Raw genomic sequence first — 24,010 nt, forward strand, 5'->3', positions numbered from 1 at the left:
GATGACCTACTGCCGAACCCGCCTGTGGGTCGATGGCGAACTGAAGACGGAAGACTTTCCGCTCCAGGAAACCTCAGACCACCTTGCCGAGCGCAACGCGCTGGTGTGGGTGGACATGTGCAATCCGGATCACGAGGTGTTGTGCGAGCTTGCCCAGGAACTGGGCTTCGATCAGCACGCGATCGAGGACACCGTCGCGCACGCCGAACGCACGAAGGCGACTCGGTATGCGACGCATACGTTCCTGACGGTGTACGCCACCGCGCTGGCCCCGCCGCTGGCCAATGATCTGGAGTCGCGTCTGCTGCTGACGAGGGTGTCCATCTTCGTGCTGCCGGCCGGGATTGTCACCGTGCGCCACGAATTGGACCCGCAGAAACCGGTTTTCGACATCGACGAGGTGGTCCGGCGGTGGGATGAGAACGCCGATCTGCTGAAGATGGGTCCACCGGCGTTGCTGCACGGCTTGCTCGACGTAATCGTCGACGGACAGTTCGACACCATCCAGCAACTCGATGACGCCATCGAGGCGCTCGAGGACGGCTTGTTCGACGACCGGGCGGTGACCCGCACGATCCAACGTTCCACCTACCGGCTCCGTAAGGAACTCGTGGAGTTGCGCCGGGTCGTGCTGCCCATGCGCGAGGTCATCAACACGATCATGCGCCGTCGTGCCGAGCATGCCGACACCGTCGCACTCGACAGCTGGTATTCCGATCTCTACGACCACGTGATTCGCGCGGCAGAGTGGACGGAGTCGTTGCGCGACATGATCACGACGGTGTTCGAGACGAATCTGTCGCTGCAGGACGCGCGACTCAACACGATCATGAAGAAGCTCACCGGCTGGGCGGCGATCATCGCGGTGCCCACCGCGGTCACCGGGTGGTACGGACAGAACGTCCCCTACCCGGGCTTTCAAAGTGTGGTCGGCTTGGTGTCCAGCGCGGTGATCATCGTCTTGGTGTCGGGGCTCCTCTACGTCACCTTCAAACGACGCGGCTGGCTTTGAGACGTCAGACGCGCAGTGCGGTGAACGGCGCGAAAGGCAAGTTGCGCACGATGAACCATGCCGACACCAAGCCGAGCGCGATGAACGGGGCCCATCGATGGTGTTGCCATCCGACTAGCTGGCGGCCGGTGACCCGACCGTAGGTCCAGGTTCCGTAGGCGACAGCGAGAAAGCCGAGCCCCACCAACGCCAGTGCGTTGAACCGGATCGCCGCCAGCAGGTCGCCGTGCAGCAGCGAATAGATCATGCGTAGGGTGCCGCAGCCCGGACAGTCAACGCCCAGAAGGGCTTTCGTCGGGCACACGGGTAGAACGCCGCCCGGGGTGCGGAGGAGGCAATCATGACGGTCCGATTGCTGAGTTTCGTTGGCGCAGTGGGCAGGTCGGCAAGCCCTTCGAGGCCCTAGGGCCCGACCTGCCCCTAGGGTCCGGCCTCACGCATGTCGCCCAGTACGCGGACAACGACTTTCGCGGCCAACCACAGTGCCACCCGGTCGTCCTCGGGCACCCTCGTCATCCAGTCGGCGATGCGCTGCTTGCGGATCTCGGCGCGGGCATCCCAGTTCTGCTTGCCCTTCTCGCTGAGCATGACGCGCGAGGCACGGCCGTCCTCTGGATCGCTCGACCGCTCGAGAAGCCCTTGCCGCTCCAAGCGTTGGACCAACTGAGTCATCCCTGACTGACTGGCTCCCTCGGCCGCGGCCAGTGCCGTCACCCGCATCGGACCCTCGTGGGACAGTCGATTGAGCACCAACGCCGCGCTGGCACTGAGATCGTCGCGGTTGATCAGATACCGCCACAGGGTGTCCGTCGCCAGCGCAATCATCTCGGAAACCGACTCGACGCCGTCGCCGGCCGCTGATTCCATAGCCCAGTTATATCACTTAAGTGATGTGCTGGGAATAAATTGGCGCGGCCGGGCGTTGTCGCGCCCTCGACTAAATAGCCAAGTAGTGTGCTTCACAGCAACCCCAAAGGTGGAATATGCGGGTAGGACTTGCGTTCCCCAACTGCATTCTGCATAGGATGCAAATGTGGGGCAACGTCGTAACGGTCGGGCGGTCTTGGCCAGGACCTGGCTACCTCTGGTGGTTGTCATCGCGCTCGCCGTCGGCGCGTTGTGCATGTGGAAGGTGCGCGAGTCGTCGGCGCCGGGACCGATCCTGGCGGTCAGCCCACCGCAAGCCCCCGAGGAGTTCACGCCCAAGCGGCTGACCTACGAGTTGTCCGGTGATCTCGGCAGTAGCGGGATGCTGGACTACATCGACATCGACGGGCATCCGCACGAAGTCGATCTCACCGAACTGCCGTGGACGCACACCGAGACCACCACACTCACAGTGGTGTCGGGCAGCATCTCGGCTCACGTGCACGGTTCGCACATTGCCTGCCGGATGCTGGTGAATGACGTTGTGCGCGATCAGCAGTCGGCCGACCGTGAAGACGCGGACGTCACCTGCAGAGTGAAGTCCGCGTGAGTGCCCATCAGGCGAAGCGCCCGTTCTTCCCCAGGATGGTGCGGCTGTTCGCAATTCCCATCATCGTCTTCTGGGCACTGCTCGCCATCACGACCAATACGTTCGTGCCGAAGGTCGAAGACGTCGCCACCGAACTCGCGGGGCCCGAGATCCCCACCTACGCGCCATCTCAAGTGGCTCTGCTACACATCGGCGACAAATTTCACGAGTCCAACTCCACCAGCCTGACCATGGTCGTACTGGAAGCCGACCATCCTCTCGACGACCAGGATCACCAGTACTACGACGGCCTCGTCCAGCGACTGAAACACGACACCCGGCACGTGCAGTATGTGATGGATCTGTGGGGCAAGCCGATCACCGCGGCCGGCGCGCAGAGCATCGACGGCAAGGCCACGTATGTGTTGCTGCGGCTGGCCGGCAACGTCGGCCAGATACAAGCCAACGAATCGGTGCAAGCTGTCCGCGACATTGTCGACAACGACAGTCCGCCAACAGGTTTGAAGGTCTATGTCAGCGGTTCGGCGCCCATGGCGTCGGACACCCTGTCCATCGCGAACTCGAGCCTGAACAACATCACCATTGTCACGATCATTCTGATCTTCGTGATGCTGCTGCTGGTTTACCGCTCGCTGACCAACGTGGCCGTCCCGATGTACAGCGTGCTGTTCGAGATCCTCATCGCCAAGGGCGTCGTTTCCACCCTCGGTCATTGGGGCATCATCCCGATGTCATCATTCGCGGTGAACATCGTTGTCTCCCTGACCCTTGGTGCAGGAACCGATTACGGCATCTTCCTGCTGGGGCGCTACCACGAGGCCAGGCAGCTGGGGGAAAGCCGGGAAGAGGCCTACTACACCGCCTATCGTGGCGTCGCCCCGATCATCATCGGATCGGGGCTGACGATCGCGGGTTCGTGTTTCTGTCTGACGTTCGCGCGTCTTGACTACTTCCACACCATGGGCCCGGCCGTCGCCATCAGCATGCTGTTCACGATCGCCGCGGCGCTGACACTCGCGCCGGCTCTGCTTACGCTGGGATCCTTGTTCGGACTCTTTGATCCCAGGCAGTCCAGGCGGGGACGGTTGTACCGGCGAATCGGTGCCAGCGTGGTGCGCTGGCCGGTGCCGATACTGGTGGCCAGCACCGCGGTGGTGGCGCTCGGGGCGATTTTCGTGCCGAGCTACCGGGTGAGCTACGACGACCGCGCGTACCAGCCGGCGAGCGGCGCAGCCAACCAGGGCTTCACGGCATCGGATCGGCACTTCCCGCCCAGCAAGCTGTTCACCGAGATGATGATGATCGAGTCCGATCACGACATGCGCAATTCGGCGGACTTCATCTCGCTGGATCGGGTGGCCAAGGAGTTGATTCGGCTACCCGGCGTCGCCATGGTGCAGAGCATCACCAGACCGCTGGGCCGGCCACTGGACCATGCGAATATCCCGTACCTGTTCACGGTGCAGGGTGGTGCCGCCGGTCAACAACTGCCGTTCAACGAACAAGCCAACAACAACACCGATCAACAGGCGCAGATCCAGGCGGACACCGTGGCGACGCTGGGTAAGACCATCGACCTGACCCAGAAGTTGGCCGATGATCTGCACACCACGGTGCTCACGTTCGAGAACCTGCAGCAGGTCACCGATGAGATCAACCAGGACATCTCGAATCTCGACGATTTCATCAGACCGCTGAAGAGTTATTTCTATTGGGAGCCTCACTGTTACGACATCCCGATCTGCTACTCGTTCCGGTCGTTGTTCGACGGGCTCGACGGTATCGACGCCCTGGACGCGCAGATCCACAACGCCGTCACCGACTTTCAGGCTGTCGATGCCCTCATGCCTCAGATGGTCGCCCAGTTGAAGGTCACGCGCGATGAGACGCGGGCGTTGCAGGCGGTCATTGTCAACAGTTACGGTCCGGCGCATCTGCAATCAGCCCAGACTGATCAGACCTTCGAGGATCAGATCAATGTCGGCAACGACTTCGACAAGTCGCGCAGCGACGACTACTTCTACATGCCTCGAGAAGCGTTCGACAACGAAGACGTGAAAACTGGTATGCAACTGATGATGTCGCCGGACGGCAAGGCCGCACGGTTTGTCATCACCCACGAGGGCAACGCGATGGCGCCCGAGGGTATCGACAACGTCAACGCGTTCCCGGACGCGGTGAAGGCGGCGCTGAAGGAGACGTCGCTGGCCGGAGCGAAGATCTACATCGGCGGCGCGGCGTCGAACAACAAGGACATCAAGGAGTACGCCGCGTCGGATCTGAAGATCGTGGCCATCGCAGCGTTCGTACTGATCTTCCTGATCATGCTGGTGCTCACCCGCAGTCTGATCGCCGCGATGGTGATACCCGGCACCGTGGCATTCTCGTTCGCCGGAGCGTTCGGTCTGTCAACGCTGGTGTGGCAGCACCTCATCGGCCTGCATCTGCACTGGCTGGTGCTGCCGATCACCTTCGTCATCCTGGTCGCGGTCGGATCTGACTACAACCTGTTGCTGATCGCCAGGGTCAAGGAGGAAATCGGGATCGGATATCAGACCACCGGCTTGCACACCGCGCTGATCCGGGCGCTTGGCAGTACCGGCGGCGTGGTGACATCAGCCGGTCTGGTGTTCGCGTTCACCATGCTGGCGATGCTCGCCAGCGACCTGAAAACCATTGCGCAGGTGGGCACTACGGTGTGTATAGGCTTGCTGCTGGACACATTGATCGTGCGGTCGTTCATCGTGCCGGCGCTGATCCGCGTTCTCGGTCCGTGGTTCTGGTGGCCGACGCTGGTTCGCGCGCGCCCGTCGCCGGCGCGATTTCTGGCGGTGACTCGATGAGTCTCAGTACACACACCGCGGGACTCGGGCTGTGGGGCCTGTTGATGTTCGTCGCCCTGGGATTCGAATTGATCTTTGCCAGTTGCGCGTTCGTCTACACCCGACGCCTGCTGCGGCTGAAGACCTTGCCGCTCGGCGACGAGCTCAACGGCTATCAGAAGGCGCTGCGCAGTGTGCGCAAGAACGAACCCATGTCGCGCGACGAGTGGAATCTGGCCGAGCGGATCATCGACGTCCGCCGCTCGCCGTTGGCGTACACGGTGCCACTGTCGTTCATGACGATGGGCCTGTTCTATGTATTCGGCAGCCTGGAGTACCTGCACGGCCACACCCCGTCGGAGCGGACGTTCCTCGGGGTGATCCCCATGTTCACCGCCACCAACCTGATCATCCAGATGCGCAAGAGCGCGCGGCTCAAGAAGCGACTGTCGCGTGCCACGATCGTAGAGTCGAACGCTGAAGCAGAGTCCTCGCCCGCCGGGGCGCGTTAGAAACTGAACGCCAGGAAGTTGTACTGCCGGGAGTCGACCTCGAACACGGCCAGGGAGGTGGCTCCGAGTTTCGTAGTAGTGGTGTGCAGCGACCGGGGGTTGTCCGCGGCGACAAAGAGCACTCCCAGGTCGAAGCGGTCTCGATAGGCCGCCCGGGTGGCCGCATTGAATGCCGAATAGACGCCGCGGCCTCGGACGGACTCGTCTAGGCAGACCGGTCCGCGCAGCGCGAAGCGCTGCTGCGCAATTGGTGTGCCGTTGAATGTCAGTGACTCGGCGAGATCAAGCACCGCCTGGAGGATCGGCGACGACCCTACCTGTGAGCGGCTGGGCGGATCGGTTACGCCGATGAATCCGACGACACTGTCGTCATCGGTGACCGCGACGTGTATTCCGGCGGAATCCACCGCCCAGGTGAACCAATCCTTCGATTGGAGATTGGAGATGAAGCCCTTGGCGCGCTCGGACGGATCGAGGTTGCCGATGTAGTACTTGGCTTCCAGCGCCATCATTGCGGGAATGTCGTGCCGGGTCGCCACCCTTATCGCCACAGCAGGCGTCATTCAGATGTTCTTAGTCGCCGTTGTAGACCGCGTTCCCGGAATCGACAATCTGCACGCGCGTTCGTCGGCAGCTGCGCACCGAGGGACGGGACCGATCACCATCCGCGCTCACGCCACTCGGCCAGGTGTGGGCGCTCGGCGCCCAGCGTGGTGTCGTCACCGTGTCCGGGGTAGACCACCGTGTCGTCGCCGTACCGCCCGAACACCTTGCTGTCCACGTCACCGAGTAATTGCTCGAACGCGCCGGGCTCCCACGTCTTGCCGACGCCCCCCGGGAATACCGAAGGGGTCTAAAGCATGAATGTGAATTGTGAGAGCTGTCTACGGGCCAGAGCGCAGAGCTGAGTGCGCTGGGCTCGGTGGGCCAAGCCGCGCCACCTGAAGAATTTGATTCTCAACAATTTGACGACCGCGACATTAGAGTTCGACCCGCATCCCGGCGGCGTGAGAGGTGAGGTCAGGCATGGACGTTTTCGGTGATTTCGATGTGCCGATCGATCGGTCGGGTGATCCGCACCGGGAGCCTGGGCCGATTAATCTGCGGCGCTACCAGTACACGCCAGCGTTTGCGGGTATCGCGACCTTTCTCGGGGTTCCGTTGTGTCTCAACCAGGAAGACCTGCGTGCGGGCAAGGTCGACGTGGCCATCGTCGGTGCGCCTGTGGACATGTCGCTTGGACACCGGGGCGCCGCGTATGGGCCCCGAGCGCTACGGGCGGACGAGAGACTTCTGCCGAACATGCCGGAGATGTTGATCAATGCCTCGACCCGGACGAAGCCGTTCGAGACGTTGACGGTGGTGGACTACGGCGATGCCGCGGTTGACGGGATGAGCATCGAACGATCGATGGAGCCGATCCGGAAGCTGGTCCGCGAGATCGCCGAGGTGGGTGCCATCCCGGTCGTGCTCGGCGGGGATCACTCGATTCTCTGGCCGGATGCCGCGGCGATCGCCGACGTGTACGGAGCCGGCAAGGTGGGGGTGATCCACTTCGACGCCCACCCGGACTGTGGCCACACCACGCTCGGTCACCTGGTGTCGCACGGGACTCCGGTTCGCCGATTGATCGAGGACGAACACATTCCAGCGCGGAACTTCATCCAGATCGGCCTACGTAGTGCCGTTGCGCCCGACGATGAGCTGTTCGAATGGATGCGCGACAACGGATTGCGGACGCACTATATGGCTGAGATTGACGAGCGTGGATTCAACGCGGTACTGGACGACGCCATCGCCGAAGCGCTGGATGGACCGGAGTACCTGTTTTTGTCGCTGGACATCGACGTCCTCGATCCGGCCTTCGCCCCAGGCACCGGCACGCCAGAACCGCCGGGTTTGACGAACCGCGAGTTACTGCCTGCCCTGCGGCGGATCTGTCACGAAACTCCGGTCGTCGGAATGGAAGTGGTGGAGGTGGCTCCCCATCTTGATCCCGGGTACACCACCACGATGAACGCTCGCCGGGCGATCTTTGAGTGCATCAGCGGCTTCGCGATGCGCCGTGAAGGTGTACCCGGCCCGAACTACATCCACCCGGATGTCGCAGGAAGGGCCTCGGTCCAGCCAATCAGCGAGTAGCGCGCCCTTCAGGCCAGGATCGTGCGAACGTAGTCTGCTGCTACCAGCCGCGCTCACGCCATTCGGCGACGTGCGGGCGCTCGGTGCCGAGGTTCGTGTCGTCGCCGTGCCCGGGATAGACGATCGTGTCGTCGCCGTACGGGGCGAACACCTTGGTTTCGAGATCTCCCATGAGTGAGTCGAACTCTTCTGGGCGTGTTGTCCGTCCAGGACCCCCCGGGAACAGGCAGTCGCCGGTGAACAGGTGGGTGGCGCTCCGTTCGCCGGCCGGGCGCAGCGCCAACGCGACCGAGCCGGGGGTGTGCCCGCGCAGGTGGATGACGTCGAAGACCAGGTCGCCGACGGTGATCGTGTCACCGTCGGCCAGGTAGCGCTGCGGCGTCACCGGCAGCGGCTCGGCGTCGAGCGGGTGGGCGGCGGTCGGAACGCCGGTGGCCTCGGCCAGCGCTTCGAGCGCCCGCCAGTGATCGAAGTGCTGGTGGCTGGTCACGATGAGGGCCAGCTTCGGTGCGTGCTCGCGTACCAGGTCGACCAGCAGCTCCGCATCGTTGGCGGCGTCGATCAATAAACTTTCCCCGGAGTGGGAACAGGTCACCACGTAGGTGTTGTTGTCCATCGGGCCCACGGACATTTTCACGATGGTGGCGCCGGGCACCGTCCTGCGAGCTGCGGTCTGCGGTTCGACGTGTCCGGTGTAGGTGTCGGCGACGACTGTCATGGTCGCCACGTTACTTGTCGGTGGGTCGACATAGCATGGGGAGCGGCGTCCTCTCGCCAACAAACCCGCAGGAAGGGGGGCCGGTGGCTGACCGGCTGATCGTCAAAGGCGCGCGTGAGCACAACCTGCGCGGCATCGACCTGGACCTGCCCCGCGACAGTCTGATCGTCTTCACGGGGCTGTCCGGATCGGGCAAGTCCTCGTTGGCGTTTGACACCATTTTCGCCGAGGGGCAGCGCCGCTACGTCGAGTCGCTGTCGGCCTACGCGCGCCAGTTCCTCGGTCAGATGGACAAGCCGGACGTCGACTTCATCGAGGGGCTCTCCCCGGCGGTGTCGATCGACCAGAAGTCCACCAACCGCAACCCGCGGTCCACGGTCGGCACCATCACCGAGGTTTATGACTACCTGCGCCTGCTCTACGCCCGCGCCGGCACCCCGCACTGCCCGGTATGCGGGGAGCGCATCGCACGGCAGACCCCGCAGCAGATCGTCGACCAGGTTCTCGCCATGGACGAAGGTCTGCGGTTCCAGGTGCTGGCGCCGGTGGTGCGCACCCGCAAGGGTGAATTCGTAGACCTCTTCGACAAGCTCAACAGCCAGGGCTACAGCCGGGTCCGGGTGGACGGCGTCGTGCATTCGCTGACCGAACCGCCGAAGCTGAAGAAGCAGGAAAAGCACGACATCGAGGTGGTCATCGACCGCCTGACGGTCAAGACCAGCGCCAAGCAGCGCCTCACCGACTCGGTTGAGACGGCGTTGAACCTGGCCGACGGCATCGTCGTGCTGGAGTTCGTCGACCGCGAAGACGACCACCCACACCGCGAGCAGCGGTTCTCCGAGAAGCTGGCCTGCCCCAACGGACATCCGCTGGCCGTGGACGACCTGGAGCCGCGGTCGTTCTCGTTCAACTCGCCCTACGGCGCCTGCCCGGAATGCAGCGGCCTGGGCATCCGCAAGGAAGTCGACCCCGAGCTGGTGGTTCCCGACCCGGACCTCACCCTCGCCGAGGGTGCGGTGGCGCCGTGGGCGATGGGTCACACCGCCGAGTACTTCACCCGGATGATGGCGGGTCTGGGTGAGTCGATGGGGTTCGACGTCAACACCCCCTGGCGCAAGCTTCCGGCCAAGGCGCGCAAGGCAATTCTGGAAGGCTGCGACGAGCAGGTCCACGTCCGCTACAAGAACCGGTACGGACGGACCCGGTCCTATTACGCCGAGTTCGAAGGTGTGATGGCGTTTCTGCACCGGCGGATGGAGCAGACCGAATCCGAGCAGATGAAGGAGCGCTACGACGGATTCATGCGCGACGTGCCGTGCCCGGAGTGCCAGGGCACCCGGCTCAAGCCGGAGATTCTCGCGGTCACGCTGGCGGCGGGGGAGTACGGCGCGAAGTCGATCGCCGAAGTGTCCGAGCTGTCCATCTCCGATTGCTCGGAGTTCCTCAACGCGCTCACCCTGGGCGCCCGCGAGTCGGCCATCGCAGGCCAGGTGCTCAAGGAGGTGCAGTCGCGGCTGGGCTTCCTGCTCGACGTCGGGCTGGATTATCTGTCGTTGTCCCGCGCGGCGGGCACACTGTCCGGCGGTGAGGCGCAGCGCATCCGGCTGGCCACCCAGATCGGATCGGGCCTGGTCGGTGTGCTCTACGTGCTCGACGAACCGTCGATCGGGCTGCATCAGCGCGACAACCGTCGTCTCATCGAAACCCTCACGCGGCTACGGGATCTGGGCAACACCCTCATCGTCGTCGAACACGACGAAGACACCATCGCGCACTCCGACTGGGTGGTCGACATCGGGCCTGCGGCCGGCGAGCACGGCGGCCAGGTGGTGCACAGCGGTCCGTATGCCGACCTGCTGCGTAACCCTGACTCGATCACGGGCGCCTACCTGTCGGGCAAGCTGAGCATCGACGTGCCGGCCATCCGGCGCCCGGTGGATCGCCGCAAACAGGTCACCGTCATCGGTGCGCGGGAGCACAACCTGCACGAAATCGACGTCGCGTTCCCGCTCGGGGTGCTCACGTCGGTGACGGGAGTGTCCGGCTCCGGAAAGTCGACCCTGGTCAACGACATCCTGGCCACGGTGCTGGCCAACAAGCTCAACGGGGCCCGCCAGGTCCCGGGCCGTCACACCCGGATCAACGGTCTGGAACACCTCGACAAGCTGGTCCGGGTCGACCAGTCGCCGATCGGGCGCACACCGCGCTCCAATCCGGCCACCTACACCGGCGTGTTCGACAAGATCCGCACTCTGTTCGCGGCCACCACCGAGGCGAAAGTTCGCGGCTATCAGCCGGGCCGGTTCTCGTTCAACGTCAAAGGTGGCCGCTGCGAAGCCTGTTCGGGCGACGGCACCATCAAGATCGAGATGAACTTCCTGCCCGATGTCTACGTCCCGTGCGAGGTGTGCCACGGCGCCCGCTACAACCGCGAGACGCTCGAGGTGCACTACAAGGGCAAGACCATCTCCGAGGTGCTCGACATGTCCATCGAGGACGCCGCGGAGTTCTTCGAACCGATCAGCAGCATCCACCGCTACCTGCGCACACTGGTCGACGTGGGGCTGGGCTATGTCCGGTTGGGTCAGCCGGCGCCGACCTTGTCCGGCGGCGAGGCGCAGCGCGTCAAGCTCGCCGCCGAACTGCAGAAACGCTCGACCGGCCGCACCGTCTACATCTTGGACGAGCCGACCACCGGCCTGCACTTCGAGGACATCCGCAAGCTGCTCAAAGTCATCAACGGCCTTGTCGACAAAGGTAATTCGGTGATCGTCATCGAACACAACCTGGATGTCATCAAGACCTCGGACTGGATCATCGATATGGGGCCCGAGGGCGGCTCCGGTGGCGGCACCGTCGTCGCGCAGGGCACTCCGGAAGAAGTGGCGGCGGTGCCGAACAGCTACACCGGAAAGTTCCTCGCCGACGTGTTGCCTGCGGCGCCGGCACCCAAGCGGACAACCCGGCGGCGCAAGGTCAGCTAGCCCTGGACTGTCGGGCGGATCGTGATGTCACCGATTTCGACATCACGCGGCTGGTCGATCGCGAACGCGATCGCCCGGGCGACCGCCTCGGGCGGCAGGCCGAAACTCTCCATCGCCGCACGGGCCTGTCGCCGCGCCTCGGGATCCTCGATCGAGGAGTCCAGTTCGGTGTTGACATATCCCGGAGAGATCGAGGTGGTGCGGATGACCCCGTCGGTGGATTCCTGACGCAACGCCTCCAGCAGGGTGCGCACGGCGTTTTTGGTTGCTGCGTACACGCCCATACCCGGCAGGATCTTCAGCCCGGCGGTCGACACGACCGTGACGAAATCGCCGTGGCCCTGCCGCCGGAACACCGGCAATGCGGCCGCGATCCCGTTCAGGACCCCACGTAGGTTCACGTCGATCATCTCCGACCAGCCGTCGACATCGAGATCGGCTGTCGGCCCGATCCTGCTGATGCCGGCGTTGCCGACGAACACGTCGAGCCGACCGAACTCCTGCACCGCCGCTGCCACCAACCGGTCGGCATCGACCTGTCGGGTCACATCGGTCGGTACGGTCAGCGCCGTCCCGCCGGATTCGCGGATCTCGTCGGCCAGGCCGCGCAGCCGGTCCTCGCGGCGCGCGCCGAGCACAACGGACGCTCCCTGCTGCGCCAGTAGCCGCGCCGTCGCCGCACCGATCCCGCTGCTGGCGCCGGTGATCGCGACGATCTTGCCGGTCAGGATTGGTCCGGCCTGTGCATCGACGCGCGGATCTCTTTCAGCCGCTCGGCCGCCGCCCGCTGACGGGCGTCGTACTGCTCCTCGACGGTGCGGCACTCCGGTGTCTCGGCGTCCAATTCCGCTGAGCCGAGCGCAGTTCCATACCGCGTCTCGATCTTCTCCTGCACCGATTCGAAGGTGGGCACCCCGGACGCGTTGTAGCCGGTGTCCAGCGGTGGTTCGGCAACGGATTCGTCGGGCATGACGATCACCGTACTCCCGGCGGCCTCCCGGCGGCAGCGATCGTGACCGGCCCCGGTGGCGGCACCGGCGGGCCCGGCAGGGCGACCGTCGGGATACCGGGCGTCCCGATCTGCCCGGCCAGCCAGGGCAGCGCGTCGGCGAAGGCGCGTGCGGCGAACGGCCAATCGTGCTTGCCGGGCTGAGCCACCACCGAGCAGTTGATGCCGTTGGCGGCGCCCAATCCGCACAGGGTCTTCGCCGCGCCGGTCTGGTCGTTGGGATTGGGGTTGCTGTCGCGGCCACCGAGGCCGCTCGCGCCTATCTCGACGGTGCTGGGGCTCGTTCGCTGCGCGGACGGTGCGCCCGAGATCGCAAACCACCCCGAGACACCCTGATAGGAGCCATGTCTGGTGATGACGGTGGCGGGGTCGAAGTTCGCGTAGGCGGCGGCGTCACCCCCGAACAGCCGGGAGATCGTCTGGGTCCTGGTGCCGGAGTTGGGGGTCAGATCGCCTGCGATGTCCTCGAAGGTGCTGAACATGTCCGGATGCATGGTGGTGAGGTCGACCGCGCAGGTCCCGCCCATCGACCAGCCGACCAGGCCCCAGTTCGCGCGGTCGGCGCTGACACCGAAGTTGGAAAGCATGAACGGGACAACGTCTTTGGTCAGGTGGTCGGCAGCATTGCCGCGCGGGCCATTGACGCATTCGGTGTCGTTGTTGAATGCCCCGCCGGAGTCGACGAACACGAACACCGGGGCGTTACCGTGATGAGCGGCCGCGAAGTCGTCGATCGTCTTGATCGCATTGCCTGCCCGTAGCCAGTCAGCGGGGGTGTTGAACTCACCGCCGATCATCATCACCGTCGGCAGCTTCGGCGGTGGGTTGGTGGCGTAGTACGCCGGTGGCAGATAGACGAGCTCGTCGCGATGCGCGAAATGCGAGGCGTCCGAAGGGATCGTCACCTTCACGACACTTCCCTTGGCGGGGATGGCGTGTTGTTGCACCATCGCGGTCACCGTGGCGCGGTCGGTCTGATCGGGCAATGGGCCCGCGCTGACCTGATTCCAGGCAGTCTCCACGGTAGGGAGATAGCCGACCCACAGGTTGAGCATCAATGCCGTAGCAAGCCCGCACAGCGGTATCGCCAGCACCGACATGCCCCGACGCCACCAGCGGGTGCCGCGCCAGCCTACGACCGCGACCACCGCGGCCAAGCCCGTGGCGGCGATCCACACCCACAGCTGCTGCGGGGCGGGGTCGCCTGCCAGGCCGTCATCGGCGATGCTCCATTGGGCGAACCACGCGACGGCGATACCGACGATGGCGGCCAGCGGCAGCCACAGCAGCCGCCAGCGCCGGGTGCGCCAGCCCACAGCGAACACCAGGACCAGGCCGGCCACGATCTGCACCGTGAGAGGCAACCATCCGTGCATCAACGAAATGTGTTGGTGATCAGTCGCGGTCACGTTCTCATGGTGACGACACTTCCTGGCTGGTGGCTGTGAAGTTCCTTCGGCGGGCTACCTGGGTTTGGCCAGCGGGAACGGGAGGGTCTCGCGGATGCTGCGGCCGGTGATCAGCATGACCACGCGGTCGACACCGACGCCGAGGCCGCCGGTCGGTGGCATGGCGTATTCCATTGCCTGCAGGAAGTCCTCGTCGAGTTCCATCGCCTCGGCGTCGCCGCCGGCGGCCAGCAGGGACTGCTCCTGCAGCCGGCGTCGCTGTTCGACCGGATCGGTCAGCTCGCTGTAGGCGGTGCCCAGTTCGACGCCCCACGCCACCAGGTCCCACCGCTCGGCGACCCCTGGCTTGCTGCGATGCGGGCGGGTCAGCGGCGACACCGAGGTCGGGAAGTCGGTGTAGAACGTCGGTGCCTCGGTGTGTTCCTCCACCAGCCGCTCGTAGAGCTCGAGCACCACCGCCCCGCAGTCCCAGTGGGTCAGATACGGAATCCGCGCCGCATGGCACAACCGGCGCAGAACCTCCAGATCGGTGTGGGCGTCGATCTGTTCGCCGAGGGCTTCGGAGACGGCGTCGTGCACGGTCTTGACCGTCCACGTGCCGGAGATGTCGATCGGCTCGAGCACGTCGGGGGAGTCCTGGCTGGGCCGCATCACCACCGCGGAGCCGTTGGCGGCGATCGCGGCGTTCTGGATCAGTTCGCGGCAGCCGTCGATCCACACCCGGTAGTCGGCGTGCGCCTGGTAGGCCTCGAGCAGGGTGAACTCCGGGTTGTGGCTGAAGTCGACGCCCTCGTTGCGGAACGCCCGGCCCAACTCGAAGACCCGCTCGACGCCACCGACGCACAACCGCTTGAGATACAGCTCAGGGGCGATGCGCAGATAAAGGTCGAGGTCGTAGGCGTTGATGTGGGTTTTGAACGGCCGGGCGTTGGCTCCGCCGTGGATCTGCTGCAGGATCGGTGTCTCGACTTCGAGAAAACCCTTGTTGAACAAGGTGTCCCGGATCGAGTGCAGGACGTTGCTGCGTGCCCGGATGAGGTCGCGGGCTTCGGCGTTGATGGCGAGGTCGACGTAGCGCGCCCGGACCCGGGCTTCGGGATCCTGCAGGCCTTTCCACTTGTCGGGCAAGGGGCGCAGGCACTTTCCGAGCATGCGCCACTGCTGGACCAGCACCGATCGGGTGCCGTTCTTGCTGTAGCCCATGTGCCCGGTCACCTCGACGAGATCACCGAGGTCGACGGCGGCGAAGTCGTCGGCGCCGCCGTCGAGCGTCGCCTTGTCCAACAGCAGTTGTACGTCGCCGGACCAGTCGCGCAGCTGGGCGAACACCACGCCGCCGTAGTCGCGGGCACGCAGGATTCGTCCCGCGACGCTGAGGGTGACGTCGTCGGCGGCGGCAAGTGCCTGGGCGACGGTATGGGTCGGCGGGCTACCCACCGGGTATGCGTCGATTCCGTTGCGCTGCAACGCTTCCAGTTTCGCCATCCGAACGCGGACCTGGTCCGGGAGGCGGTTGCGATGCCGGGTCTCGGGGTCGTGGGCGGGTTCGTCGACCGCATCGGGCGCCGTGCCGTCGGCGTGCAGCCGTCCCGACGCGGCCAGGTCCTCGGGGACTGCCGAATAGTGGCCGGTGTGCTGCTTGGTGCGCCGGGAGAACGGCAGCACCAGGAAGCCTTCGGCGATGACCGACGCGACGCCGACCCGCGGTACCAGCCGCGCGTCCTCGTAGCAGGCGTAGCGGGGTACCCACTGCGGTTGGTACTTCATGTTGGAGCGGTACAGCGTCTCCAGCTGCCACCACCTCGAGAAGAACACCAGCACGGCGCGCCACAGCCGAGCCACCGGGCCGGCGCCCAGCTGGGCGCCATGCTCGAACGCGGCGCGGAACATCGCGAAGTTCAGCGAAACGCGGCTGACGCCAAGCTCTTCGGCGTTCTGCAGCAGTTCGGTGACCATGAGCTCGATGGTTCCGTTGGGGGACTGCGGCGAGCGGCGCATCAGATCCAGCGACAGCCCGTTGTTACCCCACGGCACCAGAGAGAGCATGGCGACCACGTCTTTTTCACCCTGTACGGCCTCGACCAACAGGCAGTCGCCGTCGGCGCGGTCACCGAGCCGGCCGAGCGCCATCGAGAAGCCGCGTTCGGTTTCGGTGTCGCGCCAGCCGTCGGCCCGGCTGATCACGGCGGCCATCTCCTCCGGAGAGAAGTCGCGATGCCGCCGGAACCGCACCGTCAGGCCTGCGCGGCGGGCACGGGTGACGGCCTGGCGCACCGCGCGCATGTCGGACCCGGACAGATGGAACTGGTCGGGGTAGAGGATCGCCTCGTCACCGAGTTGGAGCGCGTTGAGCCCGGCTTCGCGGAAAGCTTGGGCGCCTGTGGAACTCGCGCCCATCACCCCGGGTGCCCAGCCGTACTCCTGGCATAGCGACAGCCATGCGGCGATGGCCTGCGGCCAGGCGCGCGGGTCGCCGATCGGGTCCCCGCTGGCCAGGCAGACCCCGACCTCGACGCGGTAGGTGATCGCGGCGCGCCCGGTGGCGGCGAACACCACGGACTTGTCCCGACGGGTGGCGAAATAGCCGAGGGAGTCGTTCTTGCCGTACACCTGCAGCAGTCCGCGGATGGCGGACTCGTCCTCTCCGGTCAGCGCGTTCTCGGCGCGCTGGGATTGGAACAGCACGATCGCGGCCACCATCAGCGCCATGGCGCCGAACAGGCCGAGCAGTGCGTTGACGAAGGTGTGCGGATGGCCGGTGAAGGATTCGGAGCCGGCACCGGCGAACGCGCTGACGCGGTTGAGTGCGTACAGGAATCGGTCTTCGCGGGCCAGGGTGCCGGGGAAGAATTCGAGAACGGCCCAGCCGATCGCGGTGCCGACGGCCAAGCCGGCCACCAGCGCCGCGGCGGCCTTGACGAGAGCCCCACGGCGGACGCGCGCCCAGAATTCCTTGTAGGCCAGCACCAGTGCGATCGCCGCGGCGACGTGGAACACCAGGCCGATGACCTCGCCGGCGTCCACGGCCGCGGTCTCGTCGCCGGTCAGCAGATCGGTGATGTTCCACACCGACGCGGCCAGCATGTAGAACACGAGAATCCACCAGGCGATGCGTTTGCGCGCCGCGAGCGCGGCGGCCAGCAGTATCAGGACGAAAGCCCACGCGAAGCTGGTGTCGGGAAAGTTGAACAGATAGCTGTTGATGAACTCCCGCGGTATCGCTATAACATGCCGCAAGATCGTCGAGACGCTCGACAGCAGCGACAGCGTTGCGATCACGCCGATGATCCAGCCGGCCGCCGCGGGCACCCAGCGGAACCGTGAAGTTGGCCGACTCGTGGTGACGGTCATAGTGCCGCCGAGGATATTACTTCGACATTCGGATTGTCTGTGGTGTGCTACCAGACAGGCCCGGTGTATTTCTCGCCCGGACCGTGGCCAGGTTCATCCGGGGCAACGCTGGCTTCCCGGAACGCCAGCTGCAGACTCTTGAGTCCATCGCGCACCGGGCCGGCGTGCGGGCCGAGATACTCCGCGGAGGCGGTCACCAAGCCGGCCAGCGCGGTGATCAGCCGGCGGGCCTCGTCGAGGTCGCGGTGTTCGCTGGTGTCGGGATCAGGGGAGGAGAGCCCGATTTTCTCCGCCGCCGCGCTCATCAGCATCACGGCGGCACGGGTGATCACTTCCACGGCCGGGATGTCGCCCAGCTCGCGGATGCTAGTTGGATCCGTCATGCCTGCTAGACTGGCATGCACGACCGTCCCGGCGTACGCCAGGACAGCAAGTGGAGTCCCGCTCCCACCGTCGGCCACGGATGTTTCCGCAGGTACAACGGTTCCGGTCGCGGATACCGCAATGGTATCCGTTCTGCGGTTTCGCAGGCGGCGTCAGCCGCGATCGGTCGGCATCGGGCCCTGCTTTATGCAGGGCCTTCTCGCTGATGGCGTGGTTTCTCCCGGCTGTTTCCTTGTGACATCGCGGTGGTCCGAAAAGGAAACCGAACCAGGGAGGCCCCATCAGCACTGAGACCCGTGTCAACGAGCGCATCCGCGTACCTGAAGTCCGACTGATCGGACCCGGCGGGGAGCAGGTAGGCATCGTGCGCATCGAAGACGCTCTTCGCGTCGCCGCGGATGCCGATCTTGACCTCGTCGAAGTAGCCCCCGACGCCAAGCCGCCGGTTTGCAAGATCATGGACTACGGCAAGTTCAAGTACGAGACAGCCCAGAAGGCGCGCGAGTCCCGCAAGAACCAGCAGCAGACCGTCGTCAAGGAGCAGAAGCTCCGGCCCAAGATCGACCCGCACGACTACGAGACCAAAAAGGGTCACGTGATCCGCTTCCTCGAAGCCGGGTCCAAGGTCAAGGTCACGATCATGTTCCGCGGCCGCGAGCAGTCGCGACCGGAACTGGGGTTCCGACTCCTGCAGCGGCTGGGTGCCGATGTCGCCGATTACGGCTTCATCGAGACCTCCGCCAAGCAGGACGGCCGCAACATGACGATGGTGCTGGCACCCCACCGCGGCGCGAAGACTCGCGCCAAGGCGGCGCACGACGCCGACGCCCCCGCGGGGCGCCCGGCCGAGGCGCAACCCACCGACCAAGACACCACCAATTAGGCCCCGAGACTACGTAGAACTGAGGACCAATGCCCAAGGCCAAGACTCATAGCGGAGCATCGAAGCGCTTCCGCAAGACCGGCACCGGGAAGATCGTGCGGCAGAAGGCGAACCGTCGCCACCTGCTCGAGCACAAGGCCACCAAGCGCACCCGTCGCCTGGACGGTCGCACTGTCGTGGCGGCGAACGACGCCAAGCGCGTCAACGCGATGCTGAACGGCTAAGCGCCGTAACCCTCAACTTTCTGACCGAACGAGAATAGGAACACCCCAATGGCACGCGTGAAGCGCGCACTCAATGCCCAGAAGAAGCGGCGCACAGTACTCAAGGCGTCGAAGGGCTACCGCGGCCAGCGCTCGCGGCTCTACCGCAAAGCCAAAGAGCAGCAGCTGCATTCGCTGACCTACGCCTACCGGGACCGTCGCGCCCGCAAGGGTGAGTTCCGCAAGCTGTGGATCTCCCGCATCAACGCGGCTGCCCGCGCCAATGACATCACCTACAACCGGTTGATCCAGGGCCTGAAGGCCGCCGGTGTCGAGGTCGACCGCAAGAACCTCGCCGAGATCGCCGTCAGTGATCCCGCTGCGTTCACCGCGCTGGTCGAGGTCGCCAAGGCTGCGCTGCCGGAGGACGTCAACGCTCCCTCCGGTGAAGCCGCCTGACATTTCGGAGTCAGAGGCACTCACTGAACGATCCGCCCGGGTGGCGGCTGCAGTAAAACTGCAGCGCCACACCGGGCGTCGTCGTGCTGGGCGCTTTTTGGCCGAGGGGCCCAACCTGGTCGAGGCTGCGGGCCGGCGTGGACTGGTGATCGAGGTGTTCGCCACCGATGCCGCCGTGCAGCGCCATGCCCAGTTGCTCACCGGGTTGACTGTCCACCGGGTGACCGAGCGCGCGGCCAAAGCGCTCTCGGAGACGGTGACGCCCTCGGGGCTGGTCGCGGTGTGTACGACGCCCGACGGCGATATAGATGCGGTGCTGGCTGACCAGCCGCCGTTGGTGGTGGTGGCGGTCGAACTGTCGGAGCCGGGTAACGCCGGAACCCTGATCCGGTTGGCCGACGCGATGGGAGCCGCGGCGGTGGTGTTCACCGGGCACAGCGTGGATCCCTACAACGGCAAGGTCTTGCGGTCCTCGGCGGGCAGCATCTTCGCGGTACCGGTGGTGGTCGCCGACGATGTCGAGGACGTTTTCGCCCGGCTGCGCGACGCGGGCCTGCAGGTGCTGGCGACGACGCTGGACGGCGAGACGAGCCTGGACGACGCCGATCCGGTCCTGGCCGCGCCGACCGCCTGGGTGTTCGGGCCAGAAGCGCAAGGCCTGTCGGCTGAGGTTGCCGCGCTGGCCGACCGGCGGGTGACGATCCCGATGACCGGCGGCGCTGAAAGCCTGAATGTTGCTGCCGCTGCGGCTATTTGCCTGTATCAGAGCGCGCGTGTCCAGCGCGCCGGCGACAGCTCATGCACAATGGCGGAATGAGTTCGGCTCGGCACATCGGATTACCAGTCACCCGGATCGAGGGTCGGGACAAGGTGACCGGGCGTGCCCGCTACACGGCCGACACCGTCGTGAAGGGGGTGGCCTATGCCACGGTGGTGCAGTCCCGGATCGCCCATGGCGCCGTGACCGTCGAATCGCTGCGGGAGAGCGCAGCACGCGCGGCCGCGGCACCGGGCGTGCTGCATGTGGTGACTCCGTTGAACTGTCCCGTGCTGCATCGACTGCCGGATGACGTCACGTTCGACCTGCCGATGGAGCGCCGGCCGCCGCTGTCGGATCTGACGGTCCAGCACGTCGGCCAGCACATGGCCGTGGTGGTGGCCGATTCGCCGGAAAACGCCACCCATGCGGCATCGTTGTTCAACCTGCGTTACGAGGTGCAACCGGCTGCGTTGGCCATCGACGAGGTGCTCGGCGCCACCCCGGCGCCGGATGAGAAGGACGGCCAGATCCGTTACGGCAGTTACCTTCCGGATCACTTCGTGAAGCTGGCCGAGGAAAAACTGCAAGACCATCGCGGACCCGGTGACGAACCGACCGGCGCGGCACGCGTCGATGTCAGTTACACGACACCGCTCAATGCGCACTATCCGATCGAACTCTCGGCCACCATTGCGGCGTGGGACGGCGATCAGCTCACCGTGCATGACACGACTCGGTGGATCACGGGTGAACGTGCGGCGCTGGCCGCCTACCTGGGCATCCCGGAACCTCACGTCCGGGTGATCGCACCCCTGGTCGGCGGCGCGTTCGGGTCGAAAAGCTTTCTGTGGATGCATGTGGTGTTGTGCGCGGTCGCCGCGCGGGAGATCGGGCGTCCGGTCAAACTCGTCCTCACCCGCGACCAGATGTTCTCCTCGACCGGGCATCGGCCTCGGACCCGCCAGCAGATCCGTCTGGTCGCAAGCGAAGACGGCGCGCTTCGCAGCGTCGAGCATCACACGGTCACCGAGACGTCCACGGTGGCCCACTTCTGCGAGCCTGCCGGGCTGTCCAGCCGCATCCTCTACCAGACACCGCGACTGGTGGTCTCCCACCGGACCGCTCGAATCAACGCTCCCACACCATGTTTCATGCGCGGACCGGGGGAGGCGCCCGGACTTTTCGCGCTGGAATCCGCGATGGACGAACTCGCCGTCGACCTCGGTATGGACCCGTTGGAACTCCGCATCCGCAACCACGCCGATGCCGACCAGGCCAGCGGCAAACCATGGTCGGGTAAGCATCTCCTGGACTGTTACGACCTCGGGGCGCGGCGGTTCGGCTGGGATAAACGCCCTCTGCAACCGCGATCGTTGTCCGACAACGGAATTCAACTCGGCTGGGGCATGGCCACCGCGACGTATCCAGGTCGTCGGATGCCGGCCTCGTGCAGCGTGACCACGGCCGCTGACGGTTCGGTGCGGTTCGCTTCGGCCACCCACGAGATCGGCACCGGGGTGCGCACCGTGATGTGTCAGGTCGCCGCCGACGCCACGGGTCTGTCGTTGTCGTCCGTCACATTCGATTCCGGCGACTCGGTGTTTCCGGATGCCCCGTACAGCGGAGCGTCGCAGACCACGGCCACGGTCGGGTCGGCCGTCCATGCCGCGGCCACCCGATGGGGAGATCGGTTGCGCGCATTGCTGGCTGCCGATGAGAGCACACCGTTCCACCGGGCAGGCGACATCCGGTTGGTCGACGGCGATGTGGTCTCTGCGGGCCACCGGATGGCGGTCGCCGACGTGATCGCGAACGGTGGACAGCATTACCTGGACGAGCTGAGTTTCACCGCCTCGGTCGACGGCGGTCAGCAGCGCGACAGCGTCTCGCAGTCGTTCGGCGCGCACTTCTGCGAAGTCGAGGTCGACGAGGACATCGGACGGGCGACGGTGACCCGCTGGGTTGCGGTGATGGACTGCGGCCGCGTCCTCAACCCCGCACTGGCCCGCAATCAGGTGATGGGCGGCATCACGTTCGGCGTCGGGATGGCGCTGCTGGAACAGGTGCCGTACGACTCCAGGACCTCGCAACTCATCGGTGAGTACTACGTCCCGACGCACGCCGACCGGCCTGACTTCGACATCACGTTCATCGACGAGCCCGACCTCGGCCTGGACCCGATCGGCGTCCGTGGGATCGGTGAGATCGGCGCCTGCGGCGTCGCCGCCGCGGTGGCCAACGCGACCTTCCACGCCACCGGCCGCAGGATCCGCGACCTGCCGATCACAGTGGAACAGTTGATGATTCACGACGTCGCGAGTCAGGGGAGCTGATGGTATCCGAACACGGGATCGCCCTTCGCATCAACGGGACGCTGCACGAGATCACCGTCGACGTCCGGACCACACTGTTGGACCTGCTGCGTGAGCGGTTTGGGATGACCGGCACCAAGAAGGGGTGCGACCACGGCTTGTGCGGCGCCTGTACGGTGGCCGTCGACGGCGAGCGGATCGTCAGCTGCCTGGCGCTGGCCGTGTCGGTGGACGGGTCGGCGGTGACGACGATCGAAGGGATCGGGAGCGGCGATGCACTCGATCCGGTGCAAGAGGCCTTCCTCGACCACGACGGGTTTCAGTGCGGCTATTGCACTCCGGGCCAGATCTCGTCGGCGCATGCCATGCTGCGTGAGCACGCCCGCGGCGATCTGTCCGCGGCATCGTTCGACGGTGACCGCGACGCCGCGCTCGCGGGTCACCCGGAGCTGACCGAGCACGAGATCCGGGAGCGGATGGCGGGCAACATCTGCCGATGCGGCGCCTACTCGAACATCGTCGATGCCGTCGCAGCAGCCGCGAAGGTGACGTCGCAGTGAAAACCTTCGACTTCCGGCATGCGGTGTCGGTCGACGACGCGATCCGTTCCGTCGTCGAGACCGGCGGCGCGTACCTCGCCGGTGGCACGAACCTGGTCGACCTGATGAAAAACGGTGTGCTGCAGCCATCGGCGCTCGTCGACGTTCGACGCCTCGGGTTGACCTCGGTGGTGAGTACCGACGCCGGCGGTGTGCGCATCGGTTCCGGGGTCACGAACAGCGCGTTGGCCAACCATCCGTTGATTCGGCGCCAGTACCCGGTGTTGTCGCACGCGATTCTCAGCGGCGCCACCACGCAGTTGCGCAACATGGCGACCGTGGGTGGCAACCTGCTGCAACGGACCCGCTGCCCCTACTTCATGCAAACCGAATTCGACCGCTGCAACAAACGGGTGGCCGGATCGGGATGCTCCGCACTCGAGGGGTTCAACCGCGAACACGCGCTGTTCGGGGGCAGCGAGCAGTGCGTGGCGACCAATCCCTCCGACATGGCCGTGGCGCTGGCGATCCTCGACGCCGTCGTCCATGTGCAGGGCCCAGACGGCGCCCGCAGTATCCCGATCGCGGACTTCTTCACGCTGCCCGAAGATACCCCGGATCGCGAAAATTGTTTGCGGACAGCGGAACTCATCACCGCTCTCGAGCTGCCACCGTCCGCATTTGCGGCGCACTCCTGGTACCTCAAGCTGCGTGATCGACACAGCTACGCCTTTGCGCTGGTGTCGGCGGCGGTAGGAGTCGAGCTGGTCGACGGGGTGATCGCATCCGCAGCGATCGCGTTGGGTGGGGTCGCCCCGCGGCCGTGGCGGGTGCCCGCGGCCGAAGCGGCGTTGGTCGGCCTGCGGCCCGAGGATGCGGCGCTGCGCAGGGCCGGCGAGCAGGCGATGGCAGGCGCCCGGCCGCTGAGCCAGAATGCGTTCAAGGTCGCGCTCGGGCGCAGCGCGGTGCATCGAGCGCTGGTCCGGGCACTCGGTGCGGGCGGGGGGCCGGCCCACTAGGGTTGGTGCCCGCCT

General features: G+C 65.5%; 22 protein-coding genes and 1 pseudogene. 13 read left to right on the forward strand and 10 right to left on the reverse strand.

Annotated features, from left to right (window positions below):
- Window position 1: 1 nt before the first annotated feature.
- The gene (locus tag CRM90_RS23940; RefSeq protein ID WP_102809428.1) at window positions 2-1,012 is read left to right on the forward strand and encodes a magnesium transporter CorA family protein; all 1,011 of its coding nucleotides are present in this window, start codon (window positions 2-4) and stop codon (window positions 1,010-1,012) included.
- A gap of 4 nt (window positions 1,013-1,016) precedes the next feature.
- Here CRM90_RS23940 and CRM90_RS23945 read toward each other — a convergent pair whose 3' ends face one another.
- On the reverse strand, window positions 1,017-1,316 hold the full coding sequence (locus CRM90_RS23945; protein WP_102809429.1) for a DUF2752 domain-containing protein: 300 nt from the start codon (window positions 1,314-1,316) through the stop codon (window positions 1,017-1,019).
- Window positions 1,317-1,432: 116 nt separating this feature from the next.
- Window positions 1,433-1,879 (reverse strand): MarR family winged helix-turn-helix transcriptional regulator, encoded by a 447-nt coding sequence (locus CRM90_RS23950; RefSeq protein ID WP_102809430.1) that lies wholly within the window; start codon window positions 1,877-1,879, stop codon window positions 1,433-1,435.
- Window positions 1,880-2,045: 166 nt separating this feature from the next.
- On the opposite strand from CRM90_RS23950, the gene CRM90_RS23955 reads away from it, so the two are divergent.
- The 3 genes from CRM90_RS23955 to CRM90_RS23965 are packed head-to-tail and all read left to right on the forward strand — an operon-like array spanning window position 2,046 to window position 5,823.
- Window positions 2,046-2,489, forward strand: a complete 444-nt coding sequence (locus CRM90_RS23955; protein ID WP_102809431.1) for an MmpS family transport accessory protein — start codon at window positions 2,046-2,048, stop codon at window positions 2,487-2,489.
- Between the two features lie 35 nt (window positions 2,490-2,524).
- Window positions 2,525-5,332, forward strand: a complete 2,808-nt coding sequence (locus tag CRM90_RS23960) for an MMPL/RND family transporter (protein ID WP_199190030.1) — start codon at window positions 2,525-2,527, stop codon at window positions 5,330-5,332.
- On the forward strand, window positions 5,329-5,823 hold the full coding sequence (locus CRM90_RS23965; protein ID WP_199190025.1) for a hypothetical protein: 495 nt from the start codon (window positions 5,329-5,331) through the stop codon (window positions 5,821-5,823). The genes CRM90_RS23960 and CRM90_RS23965 overlap by 4 nt, the downstream gene beginning before the upstream one ends.
- Here CRM90_RS23965 and CRM90_RS23970 read toward each other — a convergent pair.
- Window positions 5,820-6,386, reverse strand: a complete 567-nt coding sequence (locus CRM90_RS23970) for a hypothetical protein (RefSeq protein WP_142391439.1) — start codon at window positions 6,384-6,386, stop codon at window positions 5,820-5,822. The genes CRM90_RS23965 and CRM90_RS23970 overlap by 4 nt on opposite strands.
- A gap of 95 nt (window positions 6,387-6,481) precedes the next feature.
- Window positions 6,482-6,667 (reverse strand): annotated as a pseudogene (locus tag CRM90_RS23975) (MBL fold metallo-hydrolase); the annotation flags it as partial.
- 182 nt (window positions 6,668-6,849) lie between these two features.
- On the opposite strand from CRM90_RS23975, the gene CRM90_RS23980 reads away from it, so the two are divergent.
- Window positions 6,850-7,965 (forward strand): agmatinase family protein, encoded by a 1,116-nt coding sequence (locus CRM90_RS23980; protein WP_102809434.1) that lies wholly within the window; start codon window positions 6,850-6,852, stop codon window positions 7,963-7,965.
- Window positions 7,966-8,005: 40 nt separating this feature from the next.
- On the opposite strand, the gene CRM90_RS23985 is transcribed toward CRM90_RS23980, so the two are convergent.
- The gene (locus CRM90_RS23985) at window positions 8,006-8,683 is read right to left on the reverse strand and encodes an MBL fold metallo-hydrolase (protein ID WP_102809461.1); all 678 of its coding nucleotides are present in this window, start codon (window positions 8,681-8,683) and stop codon (window positions 8,006-8,008) included.
- Between the two features lie 83 nt (window positions 8,684-8,766).
- On the opposite strand from CRM90_RS23985, the gene uvrA reads away from it, so the two are divergent.
- Window positions 8,767-11,667, forward strand: a complete 2,901-nt coding sequence (uvrA, locus tag CRM90_RS23990) for an excinuclease ABC subunit UvrA (RefSeq protein ID WP_102809435.1) — start codon at window positions 8,767-8,769, stop codon at window positions 11,665-11,667.
- Here uvrA and CRM90_RS23995 read toward each other — a convergent pair.
- The 5 genes from CRM90_RS23995 to CRM90_RS24015 all read right to left on the reverse strand — a co-directional run bounded on the left by CRM90_RS23995 (window position 11,664) and on the right by CRM90_RS24015 (window position 17,819).
- Window positions 11,664-12,398 carry an SDR family oxidoreductase gene (locus tag CRM90_RS23995; RefSeq protein ID WP_102809462.1) on the reverse strand — a complete coding sequence of 245 codons (735 nt, stop codon included), beginning with the start codon at window positions 12,396-12,398 and terminating at the stop codon, window positions 11,664-11,666. The genes uvrA and CRM90_RS23995 overlap by 4 nt on opposite strands.
- Window positions 12,392-12,637 (reverse strand): hypothetical protein, encoded by a 246-nt coding sequence (locus CRM90_RS24000; RefSeq protein ID WP_102809463.1) that lies wholly within the window; start codon window positions 12,635-12,637, stop codon window positions 12,392-12,394. Before CRM90_RS24000 ends, CRM90_RS23995 begins: the two co-directional genes overlap by 7 nt.
- Before the next feature lie 5 nt (window positions 12,638-12,642).
- Window positions 12,643-14,052, reverse strand: a complete 1,410-nt coding sequence (locus tag CRM90_RS24005) for an alpha/beta hydrolase (RefSeq protein WP_102809464.1) — start codon at window positions 14,050-14,052, stop codon at window positions 12,643-12,645.
- An 87-nt stretch (window positions 14,053-14,139) separates the two neighbouring features.
- A complete protein-coding gene (lysX, locus tag CRM90_RS24010; protein ID WP_102809436.1) occupies window positions 14,140-17,436 on the reverse strand; it encodes a bifunctional lysylphosphatidylglycerol synthetase/lysine--tRNA ligase LysX in 3,297 nt (1,098 codons plus the stop codon).
- Between the two features lie 47 nt (window positions 17,437-17,483).
- A complete protein-coding gene (locus CRM90_RS24015; RefSeq protein ID WP_102809437.1) occupies window positions 17,484-17,819 on the reverse strand; it encodes a DUF1844 domain-containing protein in 336 nt (111 codons plus the stop codon).
- A 281-nt stretch (window positions 17,820-18,100) separates the two neighbouring features.
- Here CRM90_RS24015 and infC point away from each other — a divergent pair, with 281 nt between their 5' ends.
- The 7 genes from infC to CRM90_RS24050 are packed head-to-tail and all read left to right on the forward strand — an operon-like array spanning window position 18,101 to window position 23,995.
- The gene (infC, locus tag CRM90_RS24020; protein ID WP_102809438.1) at window positions 18,101-18,703 is read left to right on the forward strand and encodes a translation initiation factor IF-3; all 603 of its coding nucleotides are present in this window, start codon (window positions 18,101-18,103) and stop codon (window positions 18,701-18,703) included.
- 29 nt (window positions 18,704-18,732) lie between these two features.
- On the forward strand, window positions 18,733-18,927 hold the full coding sequence (gene rpmI / locus CRM90_RS24025) for a 50S ribosomal protein L35 (RefSeq protein ID WP_036344784.1): 195 nt from the start codon (window positions 18,733-18,735) through the stop codon (window positions 18,925-18,927).
- 48 nt (window positions 18,928-18,975) lie between these two features.
- Complete coding sequence (gene rplT, locus CRM90_RS24030) at window positions 18,976-19,365, forward strand: 50S ribosomal protein L20 (RefSeq protein WP_011780528.1); 390 nt, start codon at window positions 18,976-18,978, stop codon at window positions 19,363-19,365.
- 1 nt (window position 19,366) lies between these two features.
- On the forward strand, window positions 19,367-20,182 hold the full coding sequence (locus tag CRM90_RS24035; RefSeq protein WP_102809465.1) for a TrmH family RNA methyltransferase: 816 nt from the start codon (window positions 19,367-19,369) through the stop codon (window positions 20,180-20,182).
- Window positions 20,179-22,458 (forward strand): xanthine dehydrogenase family protein molybdopterin-binding subunit, encoded by a 2,280-nt coding sequence (locus tag CRM90_RS24040; protein ID WP_233209485.1) that lies wholly within the window; start codon window positions 20,179-20,181, stop codon window positions 22,456-22,458. Before CRM90_RS24035 ends, CRM90_RS24040 begins: the two co-directional genes overlap by 4 nt.
- Entirely contained in the window at window positions 22,458-22,997 is a 540-nt protein-coding gene (locus CRM90_RS24045; RefSeq protein ID WP_102809440.1) for a (2Fe-2S)-binding protein, read from the forward strand. Before CRM90_RS24040 ends, CRM90_RS24045 begins: the two co-directional genes overlap by 1 nt.
- Window positions 22,994-23,995 (forward strand): FAD binding domain-containing protein, encoded by a 1,002-nt coding sequence (locus CRM90_RS24050; RefSeq protein ID WP_199190026.1) that lies wholly within the window; start codon window positions 22,994-22,996, stop codon window positions 23,993-23,995. Before CRM90_RS24045 ends, CRM90_RS24050 begins: the two co-directional genes overlap by 4 nt.
- Window positions 23,996-24,010 lie beyond the last annotated feature (15 nt).

The organism is Mycobacterium sp. ENV421, assembly GCF_002887815.1.
Taxonomy (GTDB): Bacteria; Actinomycetota; Actinomycetes; order Mycobacteriales; family Mycobacteriaceae; genus Mycobacterium.